Source organism: Streptomyces sp. NPDC087906 (assembly GCF_055584925.1).
The window spans coordinates 52,885-75,055 of sequence record NZ_JBVJLC010000020.1; the positions used below are offsets into that span (position 1 = coordinate 52,885).

Annotated in this window: 14 protein-coding genes and 1 pseudogene; 10 read left to right on the plus strand and 5 right to left on the minus strand. The window is 72.3% G+C overall.

What is annotated here, in order from left to right:
- The first annotated feature begins 101 nt into the window (after nt 1-101).
- The 3 genes from ACZ63I_RS34485 to ACZ63I_RS34495 all read left to right on the plus strand — a co-directional run bounded on the left by ACZ63I_RS34485 (nt 102) and on the right by ACZ63I_RS34495 (nt 7,489).
- Nucleotides 102-1,646, plus strand: coding sequence for a hypothetical protein (locus tag ACZ63I_RS34485; protein WP_469343446.1), 1,545 nt, complete (start codon nt 102-104; stop codon nt 1,644-1,646).
- 145 nt (nt 1,647-1,791) lie between these two features.
- Nucleotides 1,792-2,712 carry a hypothetical protein gene (locus ACZ63I_RS34490; protein ID WP_469343448.1) on the plus strand — a complete coding sequence of 307 codons (921 nt, stop codon included), beginning with the start codon at nt 1,792-1,794 and terminating at the stop codon, nt 2,710-2,712.
- Nucleotides 2,713-2,797: 85 nt separating this feature from the next.
- Nucleotides 2,798-7,489, plus strand: a complete 4,692-nt coding sequence (locus ACZ63I_RS34495; RefSeq protein ID WP_469343449.1) for a hypothetical protein — start codon at nt 2,798-2,800, stop codon at nt 7,487-7,489.
- A gap of 226 nt (nt 7,490-7,715) precedes the next feature.
- Here the strand turns inward: ACZ63I_RS34495 and ACZ63I_RS34500 are convergent.
- Nucleotides 7,716-8,117: pseudogene (locus tag ACZ63I_RS34500) on the minus strand (hypothetical protein); the annotation flags it as partial.
- Between the two features lie 443 nt (nt 8,118-8,560).
- On the opposite strand from ACZ63I_RS34500, the gene ACZ63I_RS34505 reads away from it, so the two are divergent.
- The 4 genes from ACZ63I_RS34505 to ACZ63I_RS34520 are packed head-to-tail and all read left to right on the plus strand — an operon-like array spanning nt 8,561 to nt 12,708.
- On the plus strand, nt 8,561-11,257 hold the full coding sequence (locus ACZ63I_RS34505) for a sensor histidine kinase (protein ID WP_469343451.1): 2,697 nt from the start codon (nt 8,561-8,563) through the stop codon (nt 11,255-11,257).
- Nucleotides 11,254-11,697 (plus strand): roadblock/LC7 domain-containing protein, encoded by a 444-nt coding sequence (locus ACZ63I_RS34510; protein ID WP_469343452.1) that lies wholly within the window; start codon nt 11,254-11,256, stop codon nt 11,695-11,697. The genes ACZ63I_RS34505 and ACZ63I_RS34510 overlap by 4 nt, the downstream gene beginning before the upstream one ends.
- A 14-nt stretch (nt 11,698-11,711) precedes the next feature.
- Nucleotides 11,712-12,107, plus strand: coding sequence for a DUF742 domain-containing protein (locus ACZ63I_RS34515; protein ID WP_041991779.1), 396 nt, complete (start codon nt 11,712-11,714; stop codon nt 12,105-12,107).
- The gene (locus tag ACZ63I_RS34520) at nt 12,088-12,708 is read left to right on the plus strand and encodes a GTP-binding protein (protein WP_469343453.1); all 621 of its coding nucleotides are present in this window, start codon (nt 12,088-12,090) and stop codon (nt 12,706-12,708) included. Before ACZ63I_RS34515 ends, ACZ63I_RS34520 begins: the two co-directional genes overlap by 20 nt.
- Nucleotides 12,709-12,878: 170 nt before the next feature.
- On the opposite strand, the gene ACZ63I_RS34525 is transcribed toward ACZ63I_RS34520, so the two are convergent.
- A complete protein-coding gene (locus ACZ63I_RS34525; RefSeq protein ID WP_469343455.1) occupies nt 12,879-13,244 on the minus strand; it encodes an Mpo1-like protein in 366 nt (121 codons plus the stop codon).
- Between the two features lie 57 nt (nt 13,245-13,301).
- Between ACZ63I_RS34525 and ACZ63I_RS34530 the strand changes: the two genes are divergently transcribed.
- Complete coding sequence (locus tag ACZ63I_RS34530; RefSeq protein ID WP_469343457.1) at nt 13,302-13,868, plus strand: NUDIX domain-containing protein; 567 nt, start codon at nt 13,302-13,304, stop codon at nt 13,866-13,868.
- On the opposite strand, the gene ACZ63I_RS34535 is transcribed toward ACZ63I_RS34530, so the two are convergent.
- Nucleotides 13,859-16,231 (minus strand): glycoside hydrolase family 31 protein, encoded by a 2,373-nt coding sequence (locus ACZ63I_RS34535; RefSeq protein ID WP_469343460.1) that lies wholly within the window; start codon nt 16,229-16,231, stop codon nt 13,859-13,861. The two genes, ACZ63I_RS34530 and ACZ63I_RS34535, sit on opposite strands and share 10 nt — an antisense overlap.
- Nucleotides 16,232-16,445: 214 nt before the next feature.
- Between ACZ63I_RS34535 and ACZ63I_RS34540 the strand changes: the two genes are divergently transcribed.
- Both ACZ63I_RS34540 and ACZ63I_RS34545 read left to right on the plus strand, forming a co-directional pair.
- Nucleotides 16,446-18,434 carry an acetoacetate--CoA ligase gene (locus ACZ63I_RS34540; protein ID WP_469343461.1) on the plus strand — a complete coding sequence of 663 codons (1,989 nt, stop codon included), beginning with the start codon at nt 16,446-16,448 and terminating at the stop codon, nt 18,432-18,434.
- A 91-nt stretch (nt 18,435-18,525) separates the two neighbouring features.
- Nucleotides 18,526-19,449: a hypothetical protein gene (locus tag ACZ63I_RS34545; RefSeq protein ID WP_469343462.1), complete on the plus strand. Its 924-nt coding sequence runs from the start codon at nt 18,526-18,528 to the stop codon at nt 19,447-19,449.
- Between the two features lie 87 nt (nt 19,450-19,536).
- On the opposite strand, the gene ptsP is transcribed toward ACZ63I_RS34545, so the two are convergent.
- Both ptsP and ACZ63I_RS34555 read right to left on the minus strand, forming a co-directional pair.
- Nucleotides 19,537-21,207 (minus strand): phosphoenolpyruvate--protein phosphotransferase, encoded by a 1,671-nt coding sequence (gene ptsP / locus ACZ63I_RS34550; RefSeq protein WP_469343463.1) that lies wholly within the window; start codon nt 21,205-21,207, stop codon nt 19,537-19,539.
- An 87-nt stretch (nt 21,208-21,294) separates the two neighbouring features.
- Nucleotides 21,295-21,744 (minus strand): PTS sugar transporter subunit IIA, encoded by a 450-nt coding sequence (locus ACZ63I_RS34555; RefSeq protein WP_469343464.1) that lies wholly within the window; start codon nt 21,742-21,744, stop codon nt 21,295-21,297.
- Nucleotides 21,745-22,171 lie beyond the last annotated feature (427 nt).

Consider the following 22,171-nt stretch of genomic DNA (forward strand, 5'->3'; position numbering starts at 1 on the left):
CGCCCGCCACCCCGTGCCCGGCACGCGGCGGCGCACGGCCGACTCCGGTCGCTTCTGCGCCGTTTCGACCGTTGTCAGTCCGAGGACCTAATCTGTGCAGCGTGACTTCGCCTGCCTCGACGGAACCCGTTCCGCCCCAGCTCAGCGCGGGGCCGCGGCCCGCGCAGGGCCCGGCCGCCGACGAAGGGCTCGCGCGGCGGCTGCGCGCGCTCGCCTGCACGGCCCCGCTGCACGACCTGGACACCCGCAAGGCCAATCTCGCCGGTGAGTACTCCGTCTACGCGATGGCCGAGGTCGCCTTGTCCGCCATCGACCTGGTCACGCTCAACATGGACTTCGACACCGGCGCCGACCACGAGCAGATAGTGGCCAGACTCCTGCCGCGCGTGGCGGCCCAGGCACCCCGGCGCCCGCAGGCCGAGCATGAGCGGGTCGCCCGCTGGGTGCTGGAGAACCTCATCAACGTGGGCAGCGTCGACCGCGGCTTCCGCGCGGTCTACGGCACGTTCGGCACCGACGGCGTCTACACCCGCAGGGACTACGACTTCAAACTCATCGAGGAAGTCCCCGGCGACGGCGGCAGCGTCTATCTGCGCACCACGGACGAAGCGGTCAACGTGCTGGTGGGCGCCCTCGACACGGACGTCACGAGCGCGCAGATCGCCGCCGAGGTCAAGCTGGAGGTGCTGATCAACCGAGGCCGGCTCGCCGACGCGCAACTCGCCGCCGAACAGGCCCGCTACCGCACCGTCCAGTACGCGGAGACACTGCGCAGGACGCTCGACGCGACCCGGCGCAACGTGCGCGCCGTGGACTGGCTGAACGCCGTCCCCGACATGATCGACGAAGCCCTCGACCATGTCGCCGACCGGTACCGCCACGAGAACGCGATCCTGAACAACATCCGCAAGGCGCGCGACGAGGCCGAGACCGGCGCCGACCCCAAGACGGCCGAGCACAAGCGGCGCGCCGCCGAACTGGTCGACATCGTCAAGGACTGCATCCGCCGGCACACCCAGCTCCAGTCGCGGCTGCTGGAGGCCGGTCCGCTGTTCCGCGCCGAGCAGGACCGGCAGTCCTTCGCCGGGCCGAGCGCCCGCACCGGCCTCGATCTGTACGGGCAGTTGCTCGCCCCGCTGCTGCCGCTCCCCGTCGAACAGGCGACGCGGGTCACGGACGCGTTCTTCGCCCGTGGCACCGGACTGCGCACGCCCACGTCCGTCCGGGTCGGAGACCTGATCGACATCCTGCTCAGCCCGCCGCTGGAGCGCGAACACCTCGGCGCCGAGATGCCCGAGCCCGATCTCATCGCGACGCCGGACGACAGCCGCTTCAGCGAGGAGCAGTTGGCCCACGCGATGGAGCTGCTCGATCTCGAACACGACGCGCCACGACGGCTGTCCGGGCTGCTCGCCGAGGCCCGCAGACACGACCCCGACCTGCCGTATCTGGTCGCGCTGCTCGCCGTGCACGCGGCCAGCCCGCCCGTCGGCACCGCCTACCGGCAGGGTGAGAAGCGGCTGTTGTTCGCCGTCGACGACGGCACCCCGCTGGACGACCCCGAGTTCGGCGGGGCCGACCTGATAGTGGGCACGGCGCTCCTCGACGCGGCGGGCATGACCGCGGACCGTACGGACGCGGCATGACCACCAACCGCCCCCGGCCGCACCGCCCACCGACCCCCGCATTCCGCGCACCGTCCGCGACCGCACCGTCCGCGACCGCACCGTCCGCGACCGCACCGTTCATCACCGCACCGTCCGCCACCCCAGGCCGTAAGGAGCAACGCCCGTGAGCGAGCACCACACAGAGCACGCGGCGGCGTGGGGCGTCCCCGGCGTCCCCGGCGGCGACAGCTCCGAGGCCGCCGCCGCCCCGGCCGCGAGCGCCGCCGTCACACCCGCCGACACGGCCGACGCCGCGCGGCTCGTCTCCTTCGGCCTCCAGCCCAAGCTGCTGCCGGCCCGCGACGCCGAATACACCGAACTGCTCCGCCGCTACCGCGAAGACCCCGCCTTCGCCCGGATCGCCGACGCCGTCGCCACCGGATTCGGCCTCGTCGTGCTGGAGGTCTCCGCACGCGCGGGGATGGCCGTGACGGCGGCCGAGGACTCCGTCTTCGCCGTCCGCATGGGCGACTACGCCCGCCGCGCCTCGACCGACTCCGCCGACCGGTTCCTGCACGGCCTGGCCCATCTCGCCGTCGCCGCCATGGCCTTCCCCCGCCCGGAAGACCTCGCCGACGACGGCTACATCGGCCGGATCACCGTCAACGGGATCGACGCGTTCGTCCGGCAGGCCTGCCGCCGCCTGGAGGAACGGGCCGAGGAGCAGGGCGAGAACACCGACCCGCAGACCGACACACCGGGCCTTGAGGCGTCCTGGCGCATCTACACCCGGCGCAGCGCCACGGGCGCGACGAAGGACGCCCGCAGACTCGCCGGTTCGACCACCGGCATCGTCGGCAAGGCCGTCGCCTTCCTCACCGAATCGGGCTTCCTCCAGCGCACCGGCGACGACGCGGGCGGCTCGTACCGCACCACCGCCCGCTACCAGCTCCAGGTACGCGACATGGCGGGCCACGCGGCCATGGCCGAACTGCTCGACCTGGGCGTCGTACCGGTGACCGACGGGTCCGCCACCCTGCTGCCACCCTCCGGCGGCGACGACCTCGACCTGGTCGCCGACGCGGGACTGCCCTTCCACTCCTGACCCGGGCCCGGATCCCCGCTCCGGGCCCCGGCCCCACCGCTGCCGCCCCTCAGTCCGCCGCTCTTCCCCACGACGAGAGTCCGCCATGTACGAGCTGTCCCGGGTCCGCCTCTACTCCATCGGGCCTGCCGGTGCGCGCTACGCCGACACCGTGCTCGACCTGCGCGGAGTGGGCGCGCCCGTGCCCCACCCCGCGCCCACCCAGGCGGAGTTCTTCGAGGACGAACCGGTCGGCCCGCCCCGCAGACCCGCCCCCGCCGGCGTGCTCTTCCTGGAGAACGGCGGCGGCAAGTCCGTCCTGCTCAAGCTGATCTTCTCGGTGATGCTGCCGGGCCACCGCAACACCCTCGGCGGCGCCAGCTCAGGGGTGCTGCGCAAGTTCCTCCTCGCCGACGACTGCGGTCATGTGGCGCTGGAGTGGCAGCACACCCTCACCGGTGAACTCGTCGTGGTCGGCAAGGCCAGCGAGTGGCGCGGCCGCCAGGTCTCCAACGACCCGAGGAAGTTCGCCGAAGCCTGGTACTCCTTCCGGCCGGGCCCCGGCCTGAGCCTCGACTCGCTGCCCGTCGCCGAGTCGTCCGCCGTGCGCCGGTCACCCGAAGGCGCGTCAGGAGCGCGCGGCAGGCGCCGCACGATGAAGGGCTTCCGCGACTCCATCACCGAGGCGGGCAAGGTCTACCCGCATCTCGACATCCACTGGGAAGAGATCCACGACCGCTGGAACGAACACCTCGGCGACCTCGGCCTCGACCCCGAACTCTTCCGCTACCAGCGGGAGATGAACGCCGACGAGGGCGAGGCGGCCGGGTTGTTCGCCGTCAAGAAGGACAGCGACTTCACCGACCTGCTGCTGCGAGCCGTCACCGACACCCGGGACACCGACGGGCTCGCCGACCTCGTCGGCGGCTTCGGCAGCAAGCTCGGCCGCCGCGCCGAACTGACCGCCGAGCGCGACTTCACAGCGGGCTCCGCCGACCTGCTCGGCCGTATCGTCGAAGCGGCCGAGACCAGGTCCCACGCCCGTGACGTGCACGCGGGCGCCGAGCGCAGGGCCCGTACGCTGGTGCGCCGCATCGCCGCCCGCGCCACCGAGGAGCGCGGCCGTACGGGCGAGCTGGCCCAGCGGGTCACAGCGGCGGCCCACACTGTGACCGAGGCCCAGCAGGGCCGCGCGCACAGCTCCCTGATCGCCGCCGAACTGGCCTACCGGCACGCCTCCCTCGCGCTCACCGTGGCCGAGAAGCGCGCCGCCGCCCAGCGGCGCGAGCTGACCGACGCCCGTACGCTCCACTCGGCCTGGCAGGCAGCGGAGAACGTGCTGCGCCACCGCGCCGCCGCCGACCGCTCGGCGCGGGTCGCCGTCGCGATCCGCGAGGCCGAGCGGGACGCGGCGCCCGCCCTCGCCGCGCGTGCCACCGCCGCCGCCGACCTGGTCCGCGCGCTGCACGCGGCGGCGGATGACGGCGAACGCGTCGCGAACGAGGAAGAGGAACGCTCAGCGGTCCTCCAGGAAACCGGCGAGGCCGCCCACCGCGACGCCACGTCCGCCGCCACCGAAGCCCAGCGCGCCCGCAGCGAGGCCGGCCATCTGCGCCAGCGCCTCGCCGAGGTCGGCCAGGAGACGGCGGAGGCGGTACGGGCCGGCTGGCTGGACGACACCGCCCCCGACGCCGACCCGGCCCGCGCCGCGCTCGCGGCGAGCGACGCGGAGAAGACCGCAGTCGCCGCCTGGGACAGCGCCCGCGCGGCCGCCTCGACCGCCGCCGAACAGGCCAGGGAAGCGGCAGCCGCCGAAGCCCGCGCCGAACTGGCCGCCGCCCGCGCCGCCGACGCGGCGCAGGCCGCCGAGCAGGCGTACGAGGCCGAGCGCAGGGCGGCGGAGTCCATCGCCGCCGACGACCGCCTCACCGACCTGCTCAGCCTCCCGCCGCAGCCCCCGCAGCCGGGCCTGCCGGCGCAGCGCAACGGCGCCGCCGACCGCAAACCGGCACCCTCACGCGCCGCCGCAGGACCACTGACCCCCGAAGAACTCGACCGGTACGCCGACGAATTGCGCGTGCTGCTCGACCAGGGCGTCAGCTCGGCCGAACGGCAGCTCTTCGACCTGCGCACGGTCTCCGCCGACGACTCCCGCATCCTCGGCGCGCTCGGCGACGGCGGGCTGCTGCCGCCGGGCCCCGACGTCCTCGCCACCGTCGAATACCTCGGCGAGCACGGCATCCCCGCCCTCCCCGGCTGGCGCTATCTCGCCCAGGCCGTCGACCCCGTCGACCACGCGGCCGTCCTGGCCGCCCGGCCCGAGCTGGTCGACGGCGTGGTCATCACCGACCCCGCGTCGCACAGCCGCGCCCGCGAAGCCCTCACCGGCGCCGCCCTGCTGCCCCGCTCGGCGGTCGCCGTCGGCACGGCGGCGGCGCTGCTCGCCCCCGTCCCGGCCCCCGCCGACGGCGAGGAGAGCGGCGTCTTCCTCGTACCGCCCAACCCCGCCATGCATGACGAGCACGCGGCGGACGAGGAGCGCCAGGCCCTGCGCACCCGCGCGGCCGAGCGGGACGAGGAGATCAAGACCCTCGCGGCGCGCCTCGCCGCCGACCGCGCCCTCGCGGCCCGGCTCGACTCCTGGCGCTCCGACTGCCCGGCCGGCATGCTCACCGAACTCGGCGCCGCGGCCCGCACGGCGGCCGAGAGCGCCGAGACCGCCGCGGCCGTGCTCACCGAGGCCCGCACGGCGCGCGCCGAGGCCGACGAGGCAGCCGCCGACACCGCGCGCGTACGGGACGACCGGCAGGAGGCCGCCCAGCGCGCCCGCCGGGTCGCCGACGCCCTGTCAGGACTCGCCTTCCGGCTGCGTGAGCGGGCCGAATGGCAGGCGAAACTGCGCGAGATGGTCGACGAGGCGGCCGAGAGCGAAGCGCGCGCCGCCGCCTGCCTGGACAGGGCGCGCGCCGCCGACGAGGACCGCAGAGCAGCCCAGCGCGCCGCCGACGACGCCCGCCGCACGGCCAGGGCCCTGCGCGCCGAGCGGGCCGAGATCGCCGGCGCACCGGAGACCCTGCCCCAGCCGGAAGAAGGCGCCGAAGGAGTCAAGCGCGCCGCGCTGCCCGCCCTGCGCGAGGCGTACCGCGCCGCCTCCCAGTTGTACGAGAAGGTCGGCGTCGGCGCCGACCTGCGCGCCGAACAGGCACGCGCCGAGAGCGACGAGAGCGCCGCCCTCACCGAGCTGGACCGGCTCAGCAACAAGGTCCGCACCCGCGCCGCCCAGCTCCTCGAATCCACCGACGGCGCCGACGGGCCCTCCCGGCAGGCCGCCGCAGCCCGCGCCGAATCCCTGGTCCAGATGCTCGAATCGCGCGCCTCGGCGGCCAGCGAACAGCTCGGCAGGCTGCGTGGCGAGGCCGAGCGCCTCGCCCCCGCCGACGGGAGCGCCCACACCGAACTGCCCCCGGAGCAGGTCCCCGCCGACGCCGAACAGGCCCAGAGCCTGCTGCGCACCGCCACCGCCGAACTGGCCCTGCGCAGCGACGCCCTGGAGACCGCGCGCGCCGCCCACGACGAGCTGCTCCACGCCCACCGCGCCGCGGAGAACGCGGCGGGCGGGTTCGACGAGACAGCGACCCTCCTGCGGGACCTGCTGCGCGGCGCCCCCGCCGACGACGAACCGGGCGCCGAGCAGCCGGCGCCCCCCGAGCCGTACCCGGGCAGCCTGGACGAGGCCCGGCAGTCAGCGGCCGAGGCCCGCCGCTCGCTGCGGGCCTGTGCCACGGAACTGTCGGCGGCGGAGACCGCCGTGCGCGAGGCGAGCGACATCCTCGTACGGCACGCCAACTCCACCCGCTACGAGCAGGTCCGCACCCCGGCCCGGCAGCAGATCCGCGAACTGCCGGCTGCGGCCCTGCCCGAGCACGCGGCGCGCTGGGCGCAGGCGTTCGCGCCCCGGCTGCGGGTGCTGACGGACGAGCTGGCGCAGTTGGAGCGCAACAGGGAGTCCATCGTGGACCGGCTGCGCGGTCTTGTGGAGTCCGCGCTGACGACGCTGCGCTCCGCCCAGCGGCTGTCGCGGCTGCCCGAGGGGCTGGGGGAGTGGTCGGGGCAGGAGTTCCTGCGGATCCGGTTCGAGGACCCGGACCGTACGACCCTCACCGAGCGGCTGGGCGAGGTCATCGACGAAGCGACCCGCGCCGCCCTGAAGAAGAACTCCGACCTGCGCAGGGACGGGATGTCCCTACTGCTGCGTGGTGTTCAGGCGGCGCTCCAGCCGAAGGGCGTCGCCGTCGAGATCCTCAAGCCGGACGCGGTGCTGCGCGCCGAGCGCGTCCCGGTCGGTCAGATGGGGGACGTCTTCTCCGGAGGCCAGCTCCTCACCGCCGCCATCGCCCTCTACTGCACGATGGCGGCCCTGCGGAGCAACGACCGGGGCCGCGACAAGCACCGCCACGCGGGGACGCTCTTCCTCGACAACCCGATCGGCCGCGCCAACGCGACCTATCTGCTGGAGCTCCAGCGCGCGGTCTCGGACGCCCTGGGCGTCCAACTGCTCTATACGACGGGCCTGTTCGACACGACGGCGCTCGCGGAGTTCCCGCTGGTCATCCGGCTGCGCAACGACGCGGACCTGCGCGCCGGGCTCAAGTACATCAGCGTGGAGGAGCACTTGCGCCCCGGGCTGCCCCAACAGGACCCGGGCACCGAGACGGTGCACGGCGAGATCACGGCCACGAGGATGTTCAAGCGCTCCCAGGAGCAGCCGGCCCCTGCGACCCCCGAAGTGGCCCGATAGCGCCGCCCCCGAACGGACCGGGACGCGCGCGGACCGGGGCCGGCGGACCGGCACGTACGCGGACTGGGGGACACCGCCGACCGGGCGGTCAGGCGGCCTGGGACACCCGGTGGGAGCCGTGCTCCCGCTCCCGGTCCTGCTCCCGCTCCCGCTCCCGCTCCCGGTCCCGGTTCCTGTCCCGGTCACGGTCCCGCTCCCGTACGCCGCCGTGCTCCCGCTCCGGTATCCGGCCGCCGTCGCTCCCCGCGCCCCGGCCGGTGGAGCGGGCCGCCCGCCGGGCGTCGCCGCGCGCCGCGCGCCGGTCCTTGCGCATCTGCCGGGCCGTACTGCTGGGGACGGACACCACGCCGTTGCGCTGGTTCCACACCTGGCGGGTCACCCACACGTCCAGCACCGCCCAGGTGGCCACCACGGTCGAGGCGACGCTGCTCATCACCATGGGGAACGCCAGCCAGGAGCCGGCGAGCGTACTGAGAAAGGCGACCATGGCCTCGATCAGCGTCACCGACATGATGATCACGGCGCGCACGGCGGCCTTCCTGACCGCGTCCGGCATCCGGTACCGCACGGCAGGCTCCTCGATCCAGAGCCGTCGGGAAACCCCGGCGAACCCCGCCGCCGACGCCATGCCGCCTTGCCGCTCTTCCGTCTCCATGGACCCGTCACTCCCCACACCGTCCGACATCAGGACTCACTGCCCGACTTCCGTCGCTTCACGCCGACCGAGAGCCGAATGTGATGCGCGAACCGCCCCGCAGTCGCCCAACGTCCCCCTGATCCCCGCACATAAGGACGATTGGCCCGAGCGGAAGATTCCCGCAGCCTGCGGCAGTGCGAATAATTCAAGCCACTTGTTTGAGCGGATAAGGCACTGTCCGGCCTGGTCTTCTCTCGATCGCCCGGAAGGATCATCTCTACCGATACCGGGACAACTCCCGGTCAAGACAACACCGAGTGGCTGAAAAACATCCGGATGTGTCTTCGAGTTGCAGGTGTGTCAGTAGTAGGCTCGCGCCGTTTGTTGACGGAGTATCTCCCGCATCCGGCGGGGGGCCCGATCTGGGGGAGGCCATGCGCTTTCGCGGGAAGTCCATCCGCCGGAAGATCGTGGCGCTGTTGCTCGTGCCGCTCATCTCGCTCGTGGCGCTCTGGGGCCTGTCCACCACCTTCACCGGTAACGAAGCGGTGAAGCTCATGAACGCCAACAACGCCGTCAACAAGGTCGGTCACCCCGTCGAGGACGCCGTGGCCCGGCTCCAGAAGGAGCGCCGTCAGACGCTCATCTATCTGGCCGACCCGCGCGCCGCCGACTCGCTCAGCCGACTGCGGGCCCTGCGCGACGAAACCGACCGCGCCATCGCACGGGTGCGCAAGGGTGCCGGATCGTCCGGCGTGCGCGGCCAGTTGAAGGACACCACCTCCCAGCAGCTCACGCTCTTCACCGACTCGCTCGGCGGCCTGTCCCGGCTGCGCGCCACGGTCGACAAGGGCACGGCCTCCCGTGCGCAGGCCCTGGACTTCTACAACAGGGCCGTCGACCCCGGTCACAACTTCCTCTCCGACCTGCTCGGCCAGGAGGACGTGGCCCAGGACAACTGGGGCCGCGCCCTGGTCGGCCTGGAGCGGGCCAGGGAGATGTTCTCCCGCGAGGACGCCCTCGTCGTCTCCTCGCTGATCACCGGGCAGATCACCCACGAAGAGATCCGTACGGTCTCCGACCTGGTCGCCAACCGGACGCTGCTCTACCAGACGAACCTGGCCGACCTGCCGGGCCCCGACCGGGCCACCCTCCAGCAGTACTGGAACAGCCCCGCCAACCTGACTCTGCGCGACACCGAGGACCGCCTCATCGCGGCCGGCGCCACCACGAACCCCAAGACGGTGGACGCGCAGGGCTGGATGCGGATGACCACACCGGTCCTGGTGGACCTCGGCAACGAGAGCGCCCAGACCGACGCCCTCTACCGCAGCCACATGAAGCCCGTCCGGGAGAACGTCTTCGTACGCGTCGGCATCGTCGCCGCCCTCGGCCTCATCGCGCTGCTCGTCACCGTCATCGTGTCCGTACGCCTCGGCCGCGAACTGATCCGCGACCTCTCCGGACTGCGCAAGGAGGCCCACGAGGTCTCCGGCGTCCGCCTGCCCAGCGTGATGCGCAGGCTCGCGGCGGGCGAACAGGTCGACGTGGAGACCGAGGCCCCCCGGCTCGACTACGAGAAGGACGAGGTCGGCCAGGTCGGCCAGGCACTCAACACGCTGCAGCGCGCCGCGGTCGAGGCCGCCGTCAAACAGGCCGACCTCAGGCGCGGCGTCTCCGAGGTGTTCGTCAACCTCGCCCGCCGCAACCAGGTCCTGCTGCACCGTCAGCTCACGCTCCTCGACACCATGGAGCGGCGTACGGAGGACACCGAGGAGCTGGCCGACCTCTTCCGCCTCGACCACCTCACCACCCGTATGCGCCGGCACGCCGAGGGCCTGGTGATCCTCTCCGGCGCCGCGCCGTCCCGGCAGTGGCGCAAGCCCGTCCAGCTCATGGACGTGGTGCGCGCAGCGGTCGCCGAGGTCGAGGACTACGAGCGCATCGAGGTGCGCAGGCTGCCGCGGATCGGCGTCGGCGGTCCCGCCGTCGCCGACCTCACCCACCTCATCGCCGAACTCCTGGAGAACGCCACGGTGTTCTCGCCCCCGCACACCGGGGTGCAGGTGCACGGCGAACGCGTCTCCAACGGCTTCACCCTGGAGATCCACGACCGCGGTCTCGGCATGACGCCCGAACTCCTCCTCGACGCCAACCTGCGGCTCGCCGAGACGCCGGAGTTCGAGCTGTCCGACACCGACCGGCTCGGCCTGTTCGTGGTCAGCCGGCTCGCCCAGCGGCAGAACGTACGCGTCTCGCTCCAGCCGTCCCCGTACGGCGGCACGACCGCCGTCGTCTTCCTCCCGGTCGCGCTCCTCACCGACGCGCCCGAGACCGAGGGCACCGGCTTCCGGCTGGACCGCAAGAGCCCGCGTGACCGGGTGCGCGCCGAAGGCGGCGGCCGGCTCACCGCGCTGGCGCAGATACCCACCGGGCTCGGCAACGGCCCGTCCGTCCTCGACGGCCCGGTCGAACTCGAAGCCCCGGTCGGCGCGCTCGGCCGCGACGACACACCGCTCCGCAGCGGAGGTGACGGCATCGCCGATCTGGACGACCTCGACAGCGAGCGCGGCGGGATCTTCCGCGCACGCGAGCATCTGCGCGACGCCGGCCGGGACACCGAGCGTGCGCAGCGCACCGGCCGCGACGACCTCCGGCTGCCCGGCGAGCAGCACCAGCAGGCCCCCGACGCCCTGCCCGACGATTCTGACGCGCCGCTGCGGCTGCCCCGCCGCAGGCCCCCGACGCTCGTCGCCGACCGCGGCAGGCGCGTGGACGAACCGGCGGGCCGGGCCCATCCGGCGCCGGACCGGACACCGGCCGCGGACCGGACCGGGCAGACCGGTCCGACGAGCCAGGAACGGGAAGAGAACGAGTCCGCCCTCGGAGGGCTGCCCCGCCGCGTCAGGCAGGCCAGCCTCGCCCCCCAACTGAGGGACGGCGCGACCGAGCGTGCGGCGGAACCGCGCTCCGCGGTGGCCCATGAGGACACGGAGCGGGACGCGGACGAGGTCCGCGACCGCATGGCTTCACTCCAGCGGGGCTGGCAGCGCGGCCGTCGGCAGAACGACGCCGAGGAGAAGGCCGGCCCCGGGACACAAGGAACGACATCTGAGGGGGACGGTCGATGACCGCACCGAACGCCGCAGCACCCAACTCCGCAGATCCGAACGGCGTGGGAGAGCTCAACTGGCTCCTCGACGAGCTGGTCGAGCGGGTCGCCAGCATCCGCAAAGCACTCGTGCTCTCCGGGGACGGACTCGCCACCGGCACGTCCAAGGACCTCACCCGCGAGGACGGTGAGCATCTCGCCGCCGTCGCCTCCGGGTTCCACAGTCTCGCCAAGGGCGTCGGCCGGCACTTCGACGCCGGCCGGGTCCGGCAGACCGTCGTCGAACTCGACGACGCCTTCCTCTTCGTCACCGCGGCGGGCGACGGCAGTTGTCTGGCCGTCCTGTCCGACTCCGACTCGGACGTCGGCCAGGTCGCCTACGAGATGACGCTCATGGTCAAGCGGGTCGGGGCGCATCTGGCGACGGCGCCCCGGTCCGGTCTGCCCGCCGGAGGGTGAGTGGGGGACGACAGATGAGTGACGCAGGTCAGGAACCCGAAGCCTGGTTCGACGGCGAAGCCGGACCGGTGGTACGGCCGTACGCCATGACGCGCGGCCGTACCAGCAGCGCGACCCGTCACCGGCTCGACCTGATCGCGGTCGTCATCGTCGAACCCCGCGCATCGGATCCCCGCCGGGACCAGACGCTCTCCCCGGAACACGTGGAGATCGTCGAACGCTGTGTCGAGCAACCCCAGTCGATCGCCGAACTCGCCGCAGGGCTCGATCTCCCCGTCGGGGTGGTCCGGGTGCTGGTCGGTGACCTCGCCGATGACGAACTGGTCCACGTAACCCGTCCTGTTCCGCCGGCCGAGCTGCCGGACGTGAGCATTCTCCGCGAGGTGATCAATGGTCTTCGGGCGCTCTAGCCGAAGGCAGCGTCCCGCCGATCCGGTGACGCTGAAGATTCTCGTCGCCGGCGGATTCGGTGTCGGCAAGACCACCCTGGTCGGCGCGGTCAGCGAGATCAAGCCGCTGCGCACCGAGGAGGTGCTGAGCGAGGCGGGCCGTCCCGTGGACGACGTCGAGGGGGTCGAGAAGAAGACGACCACCACGGTCGCCATGGACTTCGGCCGCATCACCCTCCGCGACGACCTGGTGCTGTACGTCTTCGGCACCCCGGGCCAGGACCGGTTCTGGTTCCTCTGGGACGAACTGGCCCAGGGCGCGCTGGGCGCCGTCGTGCTCGCCGACACCCGCCGCCTCGCCGACTCGTTCGCCGCCGTCGACTACTTCGAGCGGCGCGGCATCCCCTTCACCGTCGCCGTCAACTGCTTCGAAGGCGCGAGCAGGTTCCCCGGCGAGACCGTACGGGCGGCGCTCGACCTCGACCCCGATGTGCCGCTGGTGATGTGCGACGCGCGGGAACGCGAGTCGGTGAAGGAAGTGCTGATCGCCGTGGTCGAACACGCGATGAGCCTCGCGACGCGCGAGCGTGAGCACGCAGCCACCCTCACGCCCACCACCTGACGGACGCAGTACCTTTCACGGCACACGGCCCGCCCCCGCCGACGGGGGCGGGCCGTGTGCCGTGCCACCCGGGCTCAACGCGGGCCCGGCTCAACGCGGGCCGGGCTCAACGCGGGCCGGGCTCAGCGCGGACCGGGCTCAGCGCGGACCGGGCTCAACGTGGACCGGGCTCAACGCGGGTGCTCGGCCAGCCACTTCGCCGCCGTCTCGGCCAACTCGCCGTCCCGGCCCGTGAGCATCATCCGGATCATCTCCACATCGCCCCGCAGCGACCACGCCGGATGCCCGAACGACGCCGGGTTGTTCTTCTCGATCAGGAAGTGCGCAGGCCAGGCCGTCCCGTAACCGATCAGCGGCAGCGCCGCCGCGTACCGCTTCCGGCCGCGCGCCAGACCGTAGACGCTGACCGCGAGCCCGGTCAGGGTGCCGGTCAGATGGACCCAACGGGTCGCCGCCTTGGAGTGCATGGCCACGTAGTACGGCCAGAACTCCTCGTACGAATCGAACGTCTGTCGCTCTGCTGTCTGCTCCGCCATAACCGCACGGTAGTGCCAAGTACCGCGACGGGAAACACAGTCCGGTACAGTCCGCGCGTGCCCGAGCCCACGAAGAACCCCGCGAACCCCGCAGGACCTGCCCCACACCCCAAGAAGCCGGTGCCTTTCTCGCACTGCGGGAGTTGCGGCACGCCCTACCGCGCCGACCAGACCAACTGGCCCCGCACCTGCGCCGCCTGCGGCGACACCGCCTACCGCAACCCGCTGCCCGTCGCCATCGCCCTGGTGCCCGCCACCGACGAGCAGGGCACCGGGCTCGTCGTCATCACCCGCACCATCCAGCCCCAGCTCGGCCAGGTCGCCCTGCCCGGCGGCTTCGTGGACGACAACGAGGACTGGCGGCACGCCGTCGTACGGGAACTGCGCGAGGAGACCGGCATCGAGGCGGCACGCGACGACGTACGCCTCGCCGACGCGCTCAGCTCCCAGGACGGTCATCTGCTGCTCTTCGGGCTCCTCCCCACGCGCCCGGCCGCCCAACTGCCGCCCTCCGTCGCCACGGACGAGACGGAAGGCTGGCATCTGCTGCACGAACCGGTCGAGTTGGCGTTCCCGCTGCACACCGAAGCCGTACGGGCCTGGTTCGCCGGAAACTACGGCTGAGCCACCCCCGGCGCCACGCCACGTACCCGCACCGGCCACCGCGGGGCCACAGGCCCGCCGTCCGTCACCCGCTCCACCCGCACCTCGGAGCCCCGCAGCCGCGTCGTGTACCGCTCGACCTCCGCGGGCAGCCAGCCGTCCCCCGGGTCCGGTACGACCAGACCCCCGCCGGTACGGCCCGGCGACGGCGCCCACGCCTCCAACTCCAGCTTGCCGCCTGCGCCGCGCACCGGCAGCACCGTACCCGCCCGCGCCAGCACGGGAGTCCGGGACAGCGGCGCGTCCAGCAGCACCTGCCCCGGCCCTTCGAAAGCCTCTTCGGTGACCGTGTCGTACCACCGTCCCCGCGGCAGCCGCACCGCCCGCCGGTCGGCACCCCGCTCCAGCACCGGGGCGACCAGCAGCGAATCCCCGAGCAGGAACGCGTCCTCGCAGTCCCGCAGCGCCCGGTCCTCCGGCGCACCCCACCACAACGGCCGAGCGTACGGCGCGCCCGTGAGCTTCGCCAACTGCGCCAGCGTCACGAAGTACGGCCGCAGCCGCTCCCGTTCGACCAGCGCGGCCCGCGCGTGCTCCAGCACCTCGGGCCCGAACTCCCACGGCTCCCTGCGGCCCGCGTCGATCGCCGCGTGCGTACGGAACAGCGGCAGGTACGAACCGAGTTGGAACCAGCGCAGATACAGCTCAGGAGTCGGGCTCCCGTCGAAACCGCCCACATCGGGGCCCGAGTACGGCACCCCGCACAGACCGAGACCCAGCACCAGCGCCAACGACGCACGCAGCCCCTGCCAGCTCGTCGACACATCGCCCGACCAACTGCCGCCGTACCGCTGCAATCCGGCCCAGCCCGAGCGCGAGAAGAGAAACGGCCGCTCGTCAGGGCGCAGCCGGCGCAGCCCGTCGAACGCCGCACGGGCCATCTCGAGGCCGTACACATTGTGCGCCTCGCGATGGTCGCCGCCCCGGCCCTCCAGCCGGTGCCTGGCCGACCTCGGCAGCGTCCGGTCGCCGAACGAGGCGAACGACACAGGCTCGTTCATGTCGTGCCAGAACCCGGCGAACCCCTGTGCCAGCCGCTCCTCGTACCACCCGCCCCACCAGGCGCGCGCCGCCGGAGCCGTGAAGTCGGGGAAGGCACACTCGCCCGGCCAGACCCGGCCGTGCACCTCCCGGCCCCGCGCGTCCCGTACGAAGACATCAGCCGCCGCTCCGCTGTCGTAGACCTCGGTGCCCGGCTCCGCCTTCACCGCGGGATCGACGATCGACACCAGCCGTACGCCGTCCTCGCGCAACTCCGAAGCCAGGCACGGCAGATCGGGAAACCGCTCCCGGTCGACGGTGAAGACCTGATGCGCGTCGTAGTGGTCGATGTCCAGATGCAGCGCCGACAGCGGCAGCCCCCGCTCCCGGTAACCCGCGGCGATCCGCCGCACCTCACGCTCGCTGCCGAAACCCCACCGGGCGTGCTGCGGCCCCAGCGCCCAGGAGGGCGGCGGTGTCGGCGCCCCGGTCAGCGCGGCCCAGCCGTGCAGCACCCGCGCGGGCGTCCCCGTCACCACCCAGCAGCGCAGCGGGCCGCCCTCCATCCGCAGCTCACTCGTCCCGGGGCGGTCATGGCCCGAGCCCGCCCCCTCCTCACCCTCCCGGAGCGTCACCCGCCCCTCCCACGAGTTGTCGTGGAACGCCAGATGCGTCCCCCCGTCCGCCACCACGAGCTGCACCGGCATCGTCAGATACAGCGGATCCTCGTCCCGCCCGAACCCGCCGCCCCGCGGATCGGTGTTCCACAGCCGGTACGTGCCGCTGCGCAGCCGGGGCCCCGAAGCCCGCCCGCCGAGCCCGAAGAACCGCGCGTCCGCCGCCACCTCCGTACGCTGCATCCAGCGCGCCGGACCTCCAGCCACCGGCTCCCACCAGCGCGGCGGCAGCTCCCTGCGCAGCACGACACCCCCCGGCGTACGCACCTCCACACCGCCGTGGCGGGAGATCGCCACCGTCACCCGCTCGGACACCACCCGCCAGCCGCCTGCCGTGTCCGGCTCAAGACCCGCCCGCGTATCCGGCTCGGGCGCGGCGCCCGCCAGCGCGTACGACGGCAGCGGGCGCGCCCCGTCCCACGCCCAGAAGACCGCACCCCCCAGCGAGACGCACACATGCAGCTCCGCGCGCGCGAACCGTACGGTCCCGCCGCCCGGCAGCGGTTCCGCGCCGCTCACAGGACCGGGCACCCTGGCCCGCTCAGGACCCCGCGCCGACAACTCCCTGGCATCGGTACGCCACCGCCGCCACGCCGAAGGAACACCGCGCAGCCCCTGTATCGAGCCGGCCTCTTTCATCGAACGCAGCAGTTCACGACGGTCCATGATGATCAGCCTGCCACCTGTCGGGCACAGCGGGAGCTGCGTTCAACTCCCGTTCACCCGTCGTAGGTCCGCCGTAGGCCCCCGGTGGCGGCTTCGTGGCGGTTTCGTGGCGCCGACCCGCCGCGGCACCGCCGCCGAACCGGCCTGGTGCGCGGGACGATCACATGGCATCGTCCGTACCAGCCGTGTCGTGCCAGCCCCCGGGAGCCACCCCATGACCACACAGAACAGCCCCGCACCGCTCTGGCAGCCGGGCCCCGAACGCGTCGCGACCGCCGCCGTCACCCGCTTCCAGAGCTGGGCGGCCGAGCGGTACGACGCACCCGCCGACGGCGGGTACGCCGCGCTGCACCGCTGGTCGGTCGACCAACTCGACACGTTCTGGGCAGCGGTGGCCGAGTGGTTCGACATCCGCTTCAGCACCCCCTACGAGCGGGTCATCGGCGAACGCGCCATGCCCGGCGCCCAGTGGTTCCCCGGCGCCACCCTCAACTACGCCGAACACGCCCTGCGCACCGCCGAAGACCCCGCACGCGCCGACGACTCCGCGCTGCTGTACATGGACGAGACCCAGGAGCAGACCACCGTGAGCTGGTCCGAGCTGCGCCGCCAGGTCGGCGCGCTCGCCGCCCACCTGCGCGACCTCGGCGTACGGCCCGGCGACCGCGTCAGCGGCTACGTACCCAACATCCCGCAGGCCGTCACCGCGCTCCTCGCCACCGCGGCGGTCGGCGCCGTCTGGACCTCCTGCGCCCCCGACTTCGGCGCCCGCAGCGTCCTCGACCGTTTCCAGCAGGTCGAACCCGTCGTGCTGTTCACCGTGGACGGCTACCGGTACGGCGGCAAGCGGCACGACCGCACAGCGACCGTCGCCGAACTCCGCGCCGAACTGCCGACCCTGCGGGCCGTGGTGCACATCCCGCTGCTCGGCACCCCCACCCCCGAAGCCGCCCTCAACTGGGCCGACCTCGTCGCCCCCGGAGCGGGCCCCGCACCCGACCCCGTCTTCGAGCAGGTCCCCTTCGACCACCCGCTGTGGGTCCTCTACTCCTCGGGCACCACAGGACTGCCCAAGGCCATCGTCCAGTCCCAGGGCGGCATCCTGCTGGAACACTTCAAGCAGGTCGGACTGCACCTCGACCTCGGTCCCGAGGACCGGTTCTTCTGGTACACCTCCACCGGCTGGATGATGTGGAACTTCCTGGTCGCCGGGCTGCTCACCGGTACGACGATCGTCCTGTACGACGGCAGCCCCGGCTTCCCCGCGATCGACGCGCAATGGGCCGTCGCCGAACGCACCGGCACCACCGTCTACGGCACGTCGGCCGCGTACGTCATGGCGTCCCGCAAGGCCGGCATCCACCCGGGCCGCGACCACGACCTCTCCCGCGTCCAGTGCGTCGCCACCACCGGATCCCCGCTGCCGCCCGACGGATTCCGCTGGCTCCACGACGAGGTCGCCGAAGACCTGTGGATCGCCTCCGTCAGCGGCGGCACCGACGTCTGCAGTTGCTTCGCGGGCGCCGTCCCCACCCTCCCCGTCCACATCGGCGAACTCCAGGCAGCGGCGCTCGGCACCGACCTCCAGGCCTGGAACGCCCAGGGCGAACCCGTCATCGACGAGGTCGGCGAACTCGTCGTCACCAACCCCATGCCGTCCATGCCGGTCCGCTTCTGGAACGACCCCGACGGAAGCCGCTACCGCGACAGCTACTTCGAGATGTTCCCCGGCGTCTGGCGGCACGGCGACTGGATCACCCTCACCGACCGCGGCACCGTCGTCATCCACGGCCGCTCCGACTCCACCCTCAACCGGCAGGGCGTCCGGATGGGCTCAGCCGACATCTACGAGGCCGTCGAACGGCTCCCGGAGATCCGCGAATCCCTCGTCATCGGCATCGAAGAGCCCGACGGCGGCTACTGGATGCCGCTCTTCGTCCACCTCGCCGACGGCGCCGTACTCGACGACGACCTGCGAAACCGGATCAAGCAGACGATCCGCCGGCAGCTCTCCCCGCGCCATGTCCCGGACGAGATCATCGAGGTCCCCGGCGTCCCGCACACCCTCACGGGCAAGCGCATCGAAGTCCCCGTCAAACGGCTCCTCCAGGGCACGGCGCTGGACAAGGCCGTCAACGCGGGATCCGTGGACAACGTGGAACTCCTGCGCTTCTACGAGCGGATCGCCGCCGCCCGACGGTGACCGTCGCCGTGCGCCGGTGACCGCCCGTGCCCGATGTCAGTAGCGGCGGTTACGGTGAGTGAGCACTGATCGACAGCGCTCAGGGGGAGACATGGCGCACACCGACCACAGCGAACGGACCGCACGGACCGCACGGACCGTCAGGACCGTCCGACGGCACCTGCGCCGCGAAGTCGCCGGCATCATCGGCCTGCTGGCCGACGACCACGACTTCGCGGCGATGCGGCCGTACACCACCTTCACCTTCGACGACCACCACACCTATCTCCGGCAGCTCGACGCCCTGCTGAGATCCCGCTCGGCACAAGGCGCCCACACCACCGTCGCCCTCTTCGACCCCGAGGAGTACGCCGAATACTGCGAAGACACCGGCCTCGACCCCGACACCGTCGCGGCACGCGGCCAGTTCACCGCCAGAGCCGCCGCGTCCGGCGCGGCCGTCGCCTACAGCGGCCAGCCCGTCGACACCCTCGTCCCGCTGCTCATCGACATCGCCGTCCGCCGCGCCACCTGGGAGTACGCGACGACGCTCCTCGCCGACCTCGGCGGCTGCGCCGACTGCGGACAGGACATCGGCGCAGCCGCCTTCGCACGCGCCTCGCACCTGCTGCTGCGGCTGCTCGAAAAGGCCGGCCCCGGCACGCACCACATCGTCTGCAGCGTCCCCGCCTCCGACCAGCACCTGCTGGCCGCCGCCCATCTGCACCGGCCCACCGGAGCGGAACCCGTCAGGGCCGACTCCTCGGAAGCCACCGAACTCGTCACCGTCCTCGCCGTCGGCATCGCCCTGGAGAGCCCGGCGGGCGTCGTACTCAGAACGACCGGCCCCGAGGCGCCGGACAAGCTCTACGGCTGGCGGCTCGCCCGCGGACAGCTCGTCCCGCTCACCGCGGGCGAGGTCTTCAACGCCTACTGCACCGACGCGGACACCGGAGAACCCCTCTCGCCCGAATCAGGCGTGGACTACCGCGCGGGCTTCGAGCTGGGCGCGGACGACACCGGACTCCACCACTGACGGGCCCGGCACAGGGGAGGGGCCCCACACCAGTTCCGGTGTAGGGCCCCTGCCCGAACGGGACGTCAACTGCCCGCCCGCCACACGCTATTCGCCGGACAGCACAGCCTGCGCCGCGCTCCTGGCCTCGTCGGCGCTGTCCGTGGCACGCGCGGCGGCGGCAGCACGCTCGCACTGCGCCAGGGTGTACTTCGCGAGCGCCGCCCGCACATACGGAATCGACGCCGCGCCCATCGACAAGGAGGTCACGCCAAGACCGGTGAGCACACAGGCGAGCAGCGGATCAGCGGCCGCCTCGCCGCACACCCCGCAGCTCTTGCCCTCGGCCCTGGCACCGTCGGCGGCCAGCGCGACCAGATCCAGCAGCGCCGGCTGCCAAGGATCCTGCAACCGCGAAACAGCGCCCACCTGGCGGTCGGCGGCAAACGTGTACTGCGCCAGGTCATTGGTCCCCAGTGAAAGGAACTCGACCTCCTGAAGAATCGACCGCGACCGCAGAGCGGCCGACGGAATCTCCACCATCGCACCGAACTTCGCGTGCAGCCCCGCCTCCCGGCACGCGTCCGCGAACGCCTTGGCGTCAGCCCGGTCCGCCACCATCGGCGCCATCACGTCAAGGTGCACCGGCAGCCCCTCGGCGGCGGTCGCCAGCGCGGTCAACTGCGCCCGCAGCACATCGGGATGGTCGAGCAGCGACCGCAGACCCCGCACACCCAGCGCCGGATTGGGCTCGTCGGCGGGCGTCAGGAAGTCCAGCGGCTTGTCGGCCCCGGCGTCCAGCACCCGTACGACCACCCGGCCCTCGGGAAACGCCTCCAGCACCGCGCGGTACGCGGCGACCTGCTTCTCCTGCGAAGGGGCCTGCTTGCTGTCGTCAAGGAAAAGGAACTCGGTACGGAACAGCCCGACGCCCTCGGCGCCCGCCTCCAGCGCGGCCGGCACATCGGCGGGCCCGCCGACATTGGCCAGCAGCGGCATCTTGTGCCCGTCCGACGTCGCCCCAGGCCCGGTGACGGCGGACAGCGCGGCCTTGCCCTCGGCAGCCGCCCGCTCAAGCCCGGCACGCTTCTCGGCGCTCGGCTCGACGAACACCTCACCACTGCTGCCGTCAACGGCGACGACCGTCCCCTCGGCCAGCTCACCGGCCCCGGCCAGCGCCACCACGGCCGGCACCCCGAGCGCCCGCGCGAGGATCGCGCTGTGACTCGTCGGGCCGCCCTCCTCGGTGACAAAGCCGAGCACGAGCGAGGGATCGAGCAACGCCGTGTCGGCAGGCGCCAGATCACGCGCGATCAGTACATACGGCTCGTCACTGTCCGGCACCCCCGGCATCGGAACGCCCAGCAGCCGGGCGACGATACGGTTCCGCACATCGTCCAGGTCGGCGACCCGCCCCGCCAGATACTCACCGGCACCCGCGAGCAGGTCCCGGTACGAGGCGAACGCGTCGTACACGCCCCGCTCGGCCGTGCTCCCGCCGGAGATACGCCGCTCCACGTCGGCCATCAGCTCAGGGTCCTGCGCCATCATCGCCTGGGCCTCAAGCACCCCCTGCGCCTCACCACCCGCGAGATTGCCGCGGGCGATCAGATCGGCGGCCACCGCGTCGACCGCCTGCTTGGCCCGCGCCTGCTCACGCGCGGCTTCCTCGGTCGGAATCTGCTTGGCCGGCGGCTCGATGACGGCCGTCCCCATATGCCGGACCTCGCCGATCGCCACACCATGACTGACTCCGACGCCTCGCAGCGTTGTCTCCATTGCACCTGTCTCCGGATTGGGCGGCTCTCGTGCCGACCGCGATTGATATGCCGGGGGGCCTGGCTGCACGCAGCAGGCCGGGTGGCGTTACTGCCAGTCGAAGAGAGCGTCCCCGGTCCGCACTTCGCCGTCCTCGACCAGCGCGGCGAGCGCGTCGGCGGTGGCCTCAAGGGCGACGACGGGACACACCGGCGACTTTCCGGCGGCCTCGACACCCGCCGGGTCCCAGCGCACCATGGCCTGCCCGCGCTGGACGGTGTCCCCCTTGTTCACGAGCAGTTCGAACCCGGCGCCGTTGAGCTGCACCGTGTCGATCCCCAGATGCGTCAGGACACCGTGCCCCTCGGGATCCACGACCACGAAGGCGTGCGGGTGAAGAGAGACAACGATGCCGTCGACCGGCGAGACAGCCTCGGCGGGCTCACGGACCGGGTCGATGGCGGTACCGGGCCCGACCATCGCACCTGCGAAGACGGGATCGGGAACGGCGGCAAGTCCGATGACTCTTCCGGAGCACGGAGCTGTCACGCTGGTCATGTGGGGGCCTCCCAGGGGCGGGGGAAAGAGGTTGGGATGGATTGTGACTGACGGTGATGGTGATGACGTACTGTTCAGAGCGTAAGTCATAAGAAGTGACGGTTCCGCATGAGACCTGCCGGTTGACGGACCTACGGGCAGACCGGAAACGATTTGCTTGTGCCGCCCGGCGCCATGTACTGTCGTACTCCTGCCTGACCCCAACGCGACTTTGAGTCGGGGGTCGGCGGCATCTACCAAGTCTCGATTCACGATCTCAAGCCTTCGGGTTCTGCTTTTGCATGTTTGCAGACCGGTGGTCAGGGAAGGCGAAAAGGACTGGTAAGGTTTTAAACACGAAGTACGCAGTACCGGAGGGAAGCGCCCGGAGAGTCCTGAGAGGGATTTGAAGGAAGCGTCCGTTCCTTGAGAACTCAACAGTGTGCCA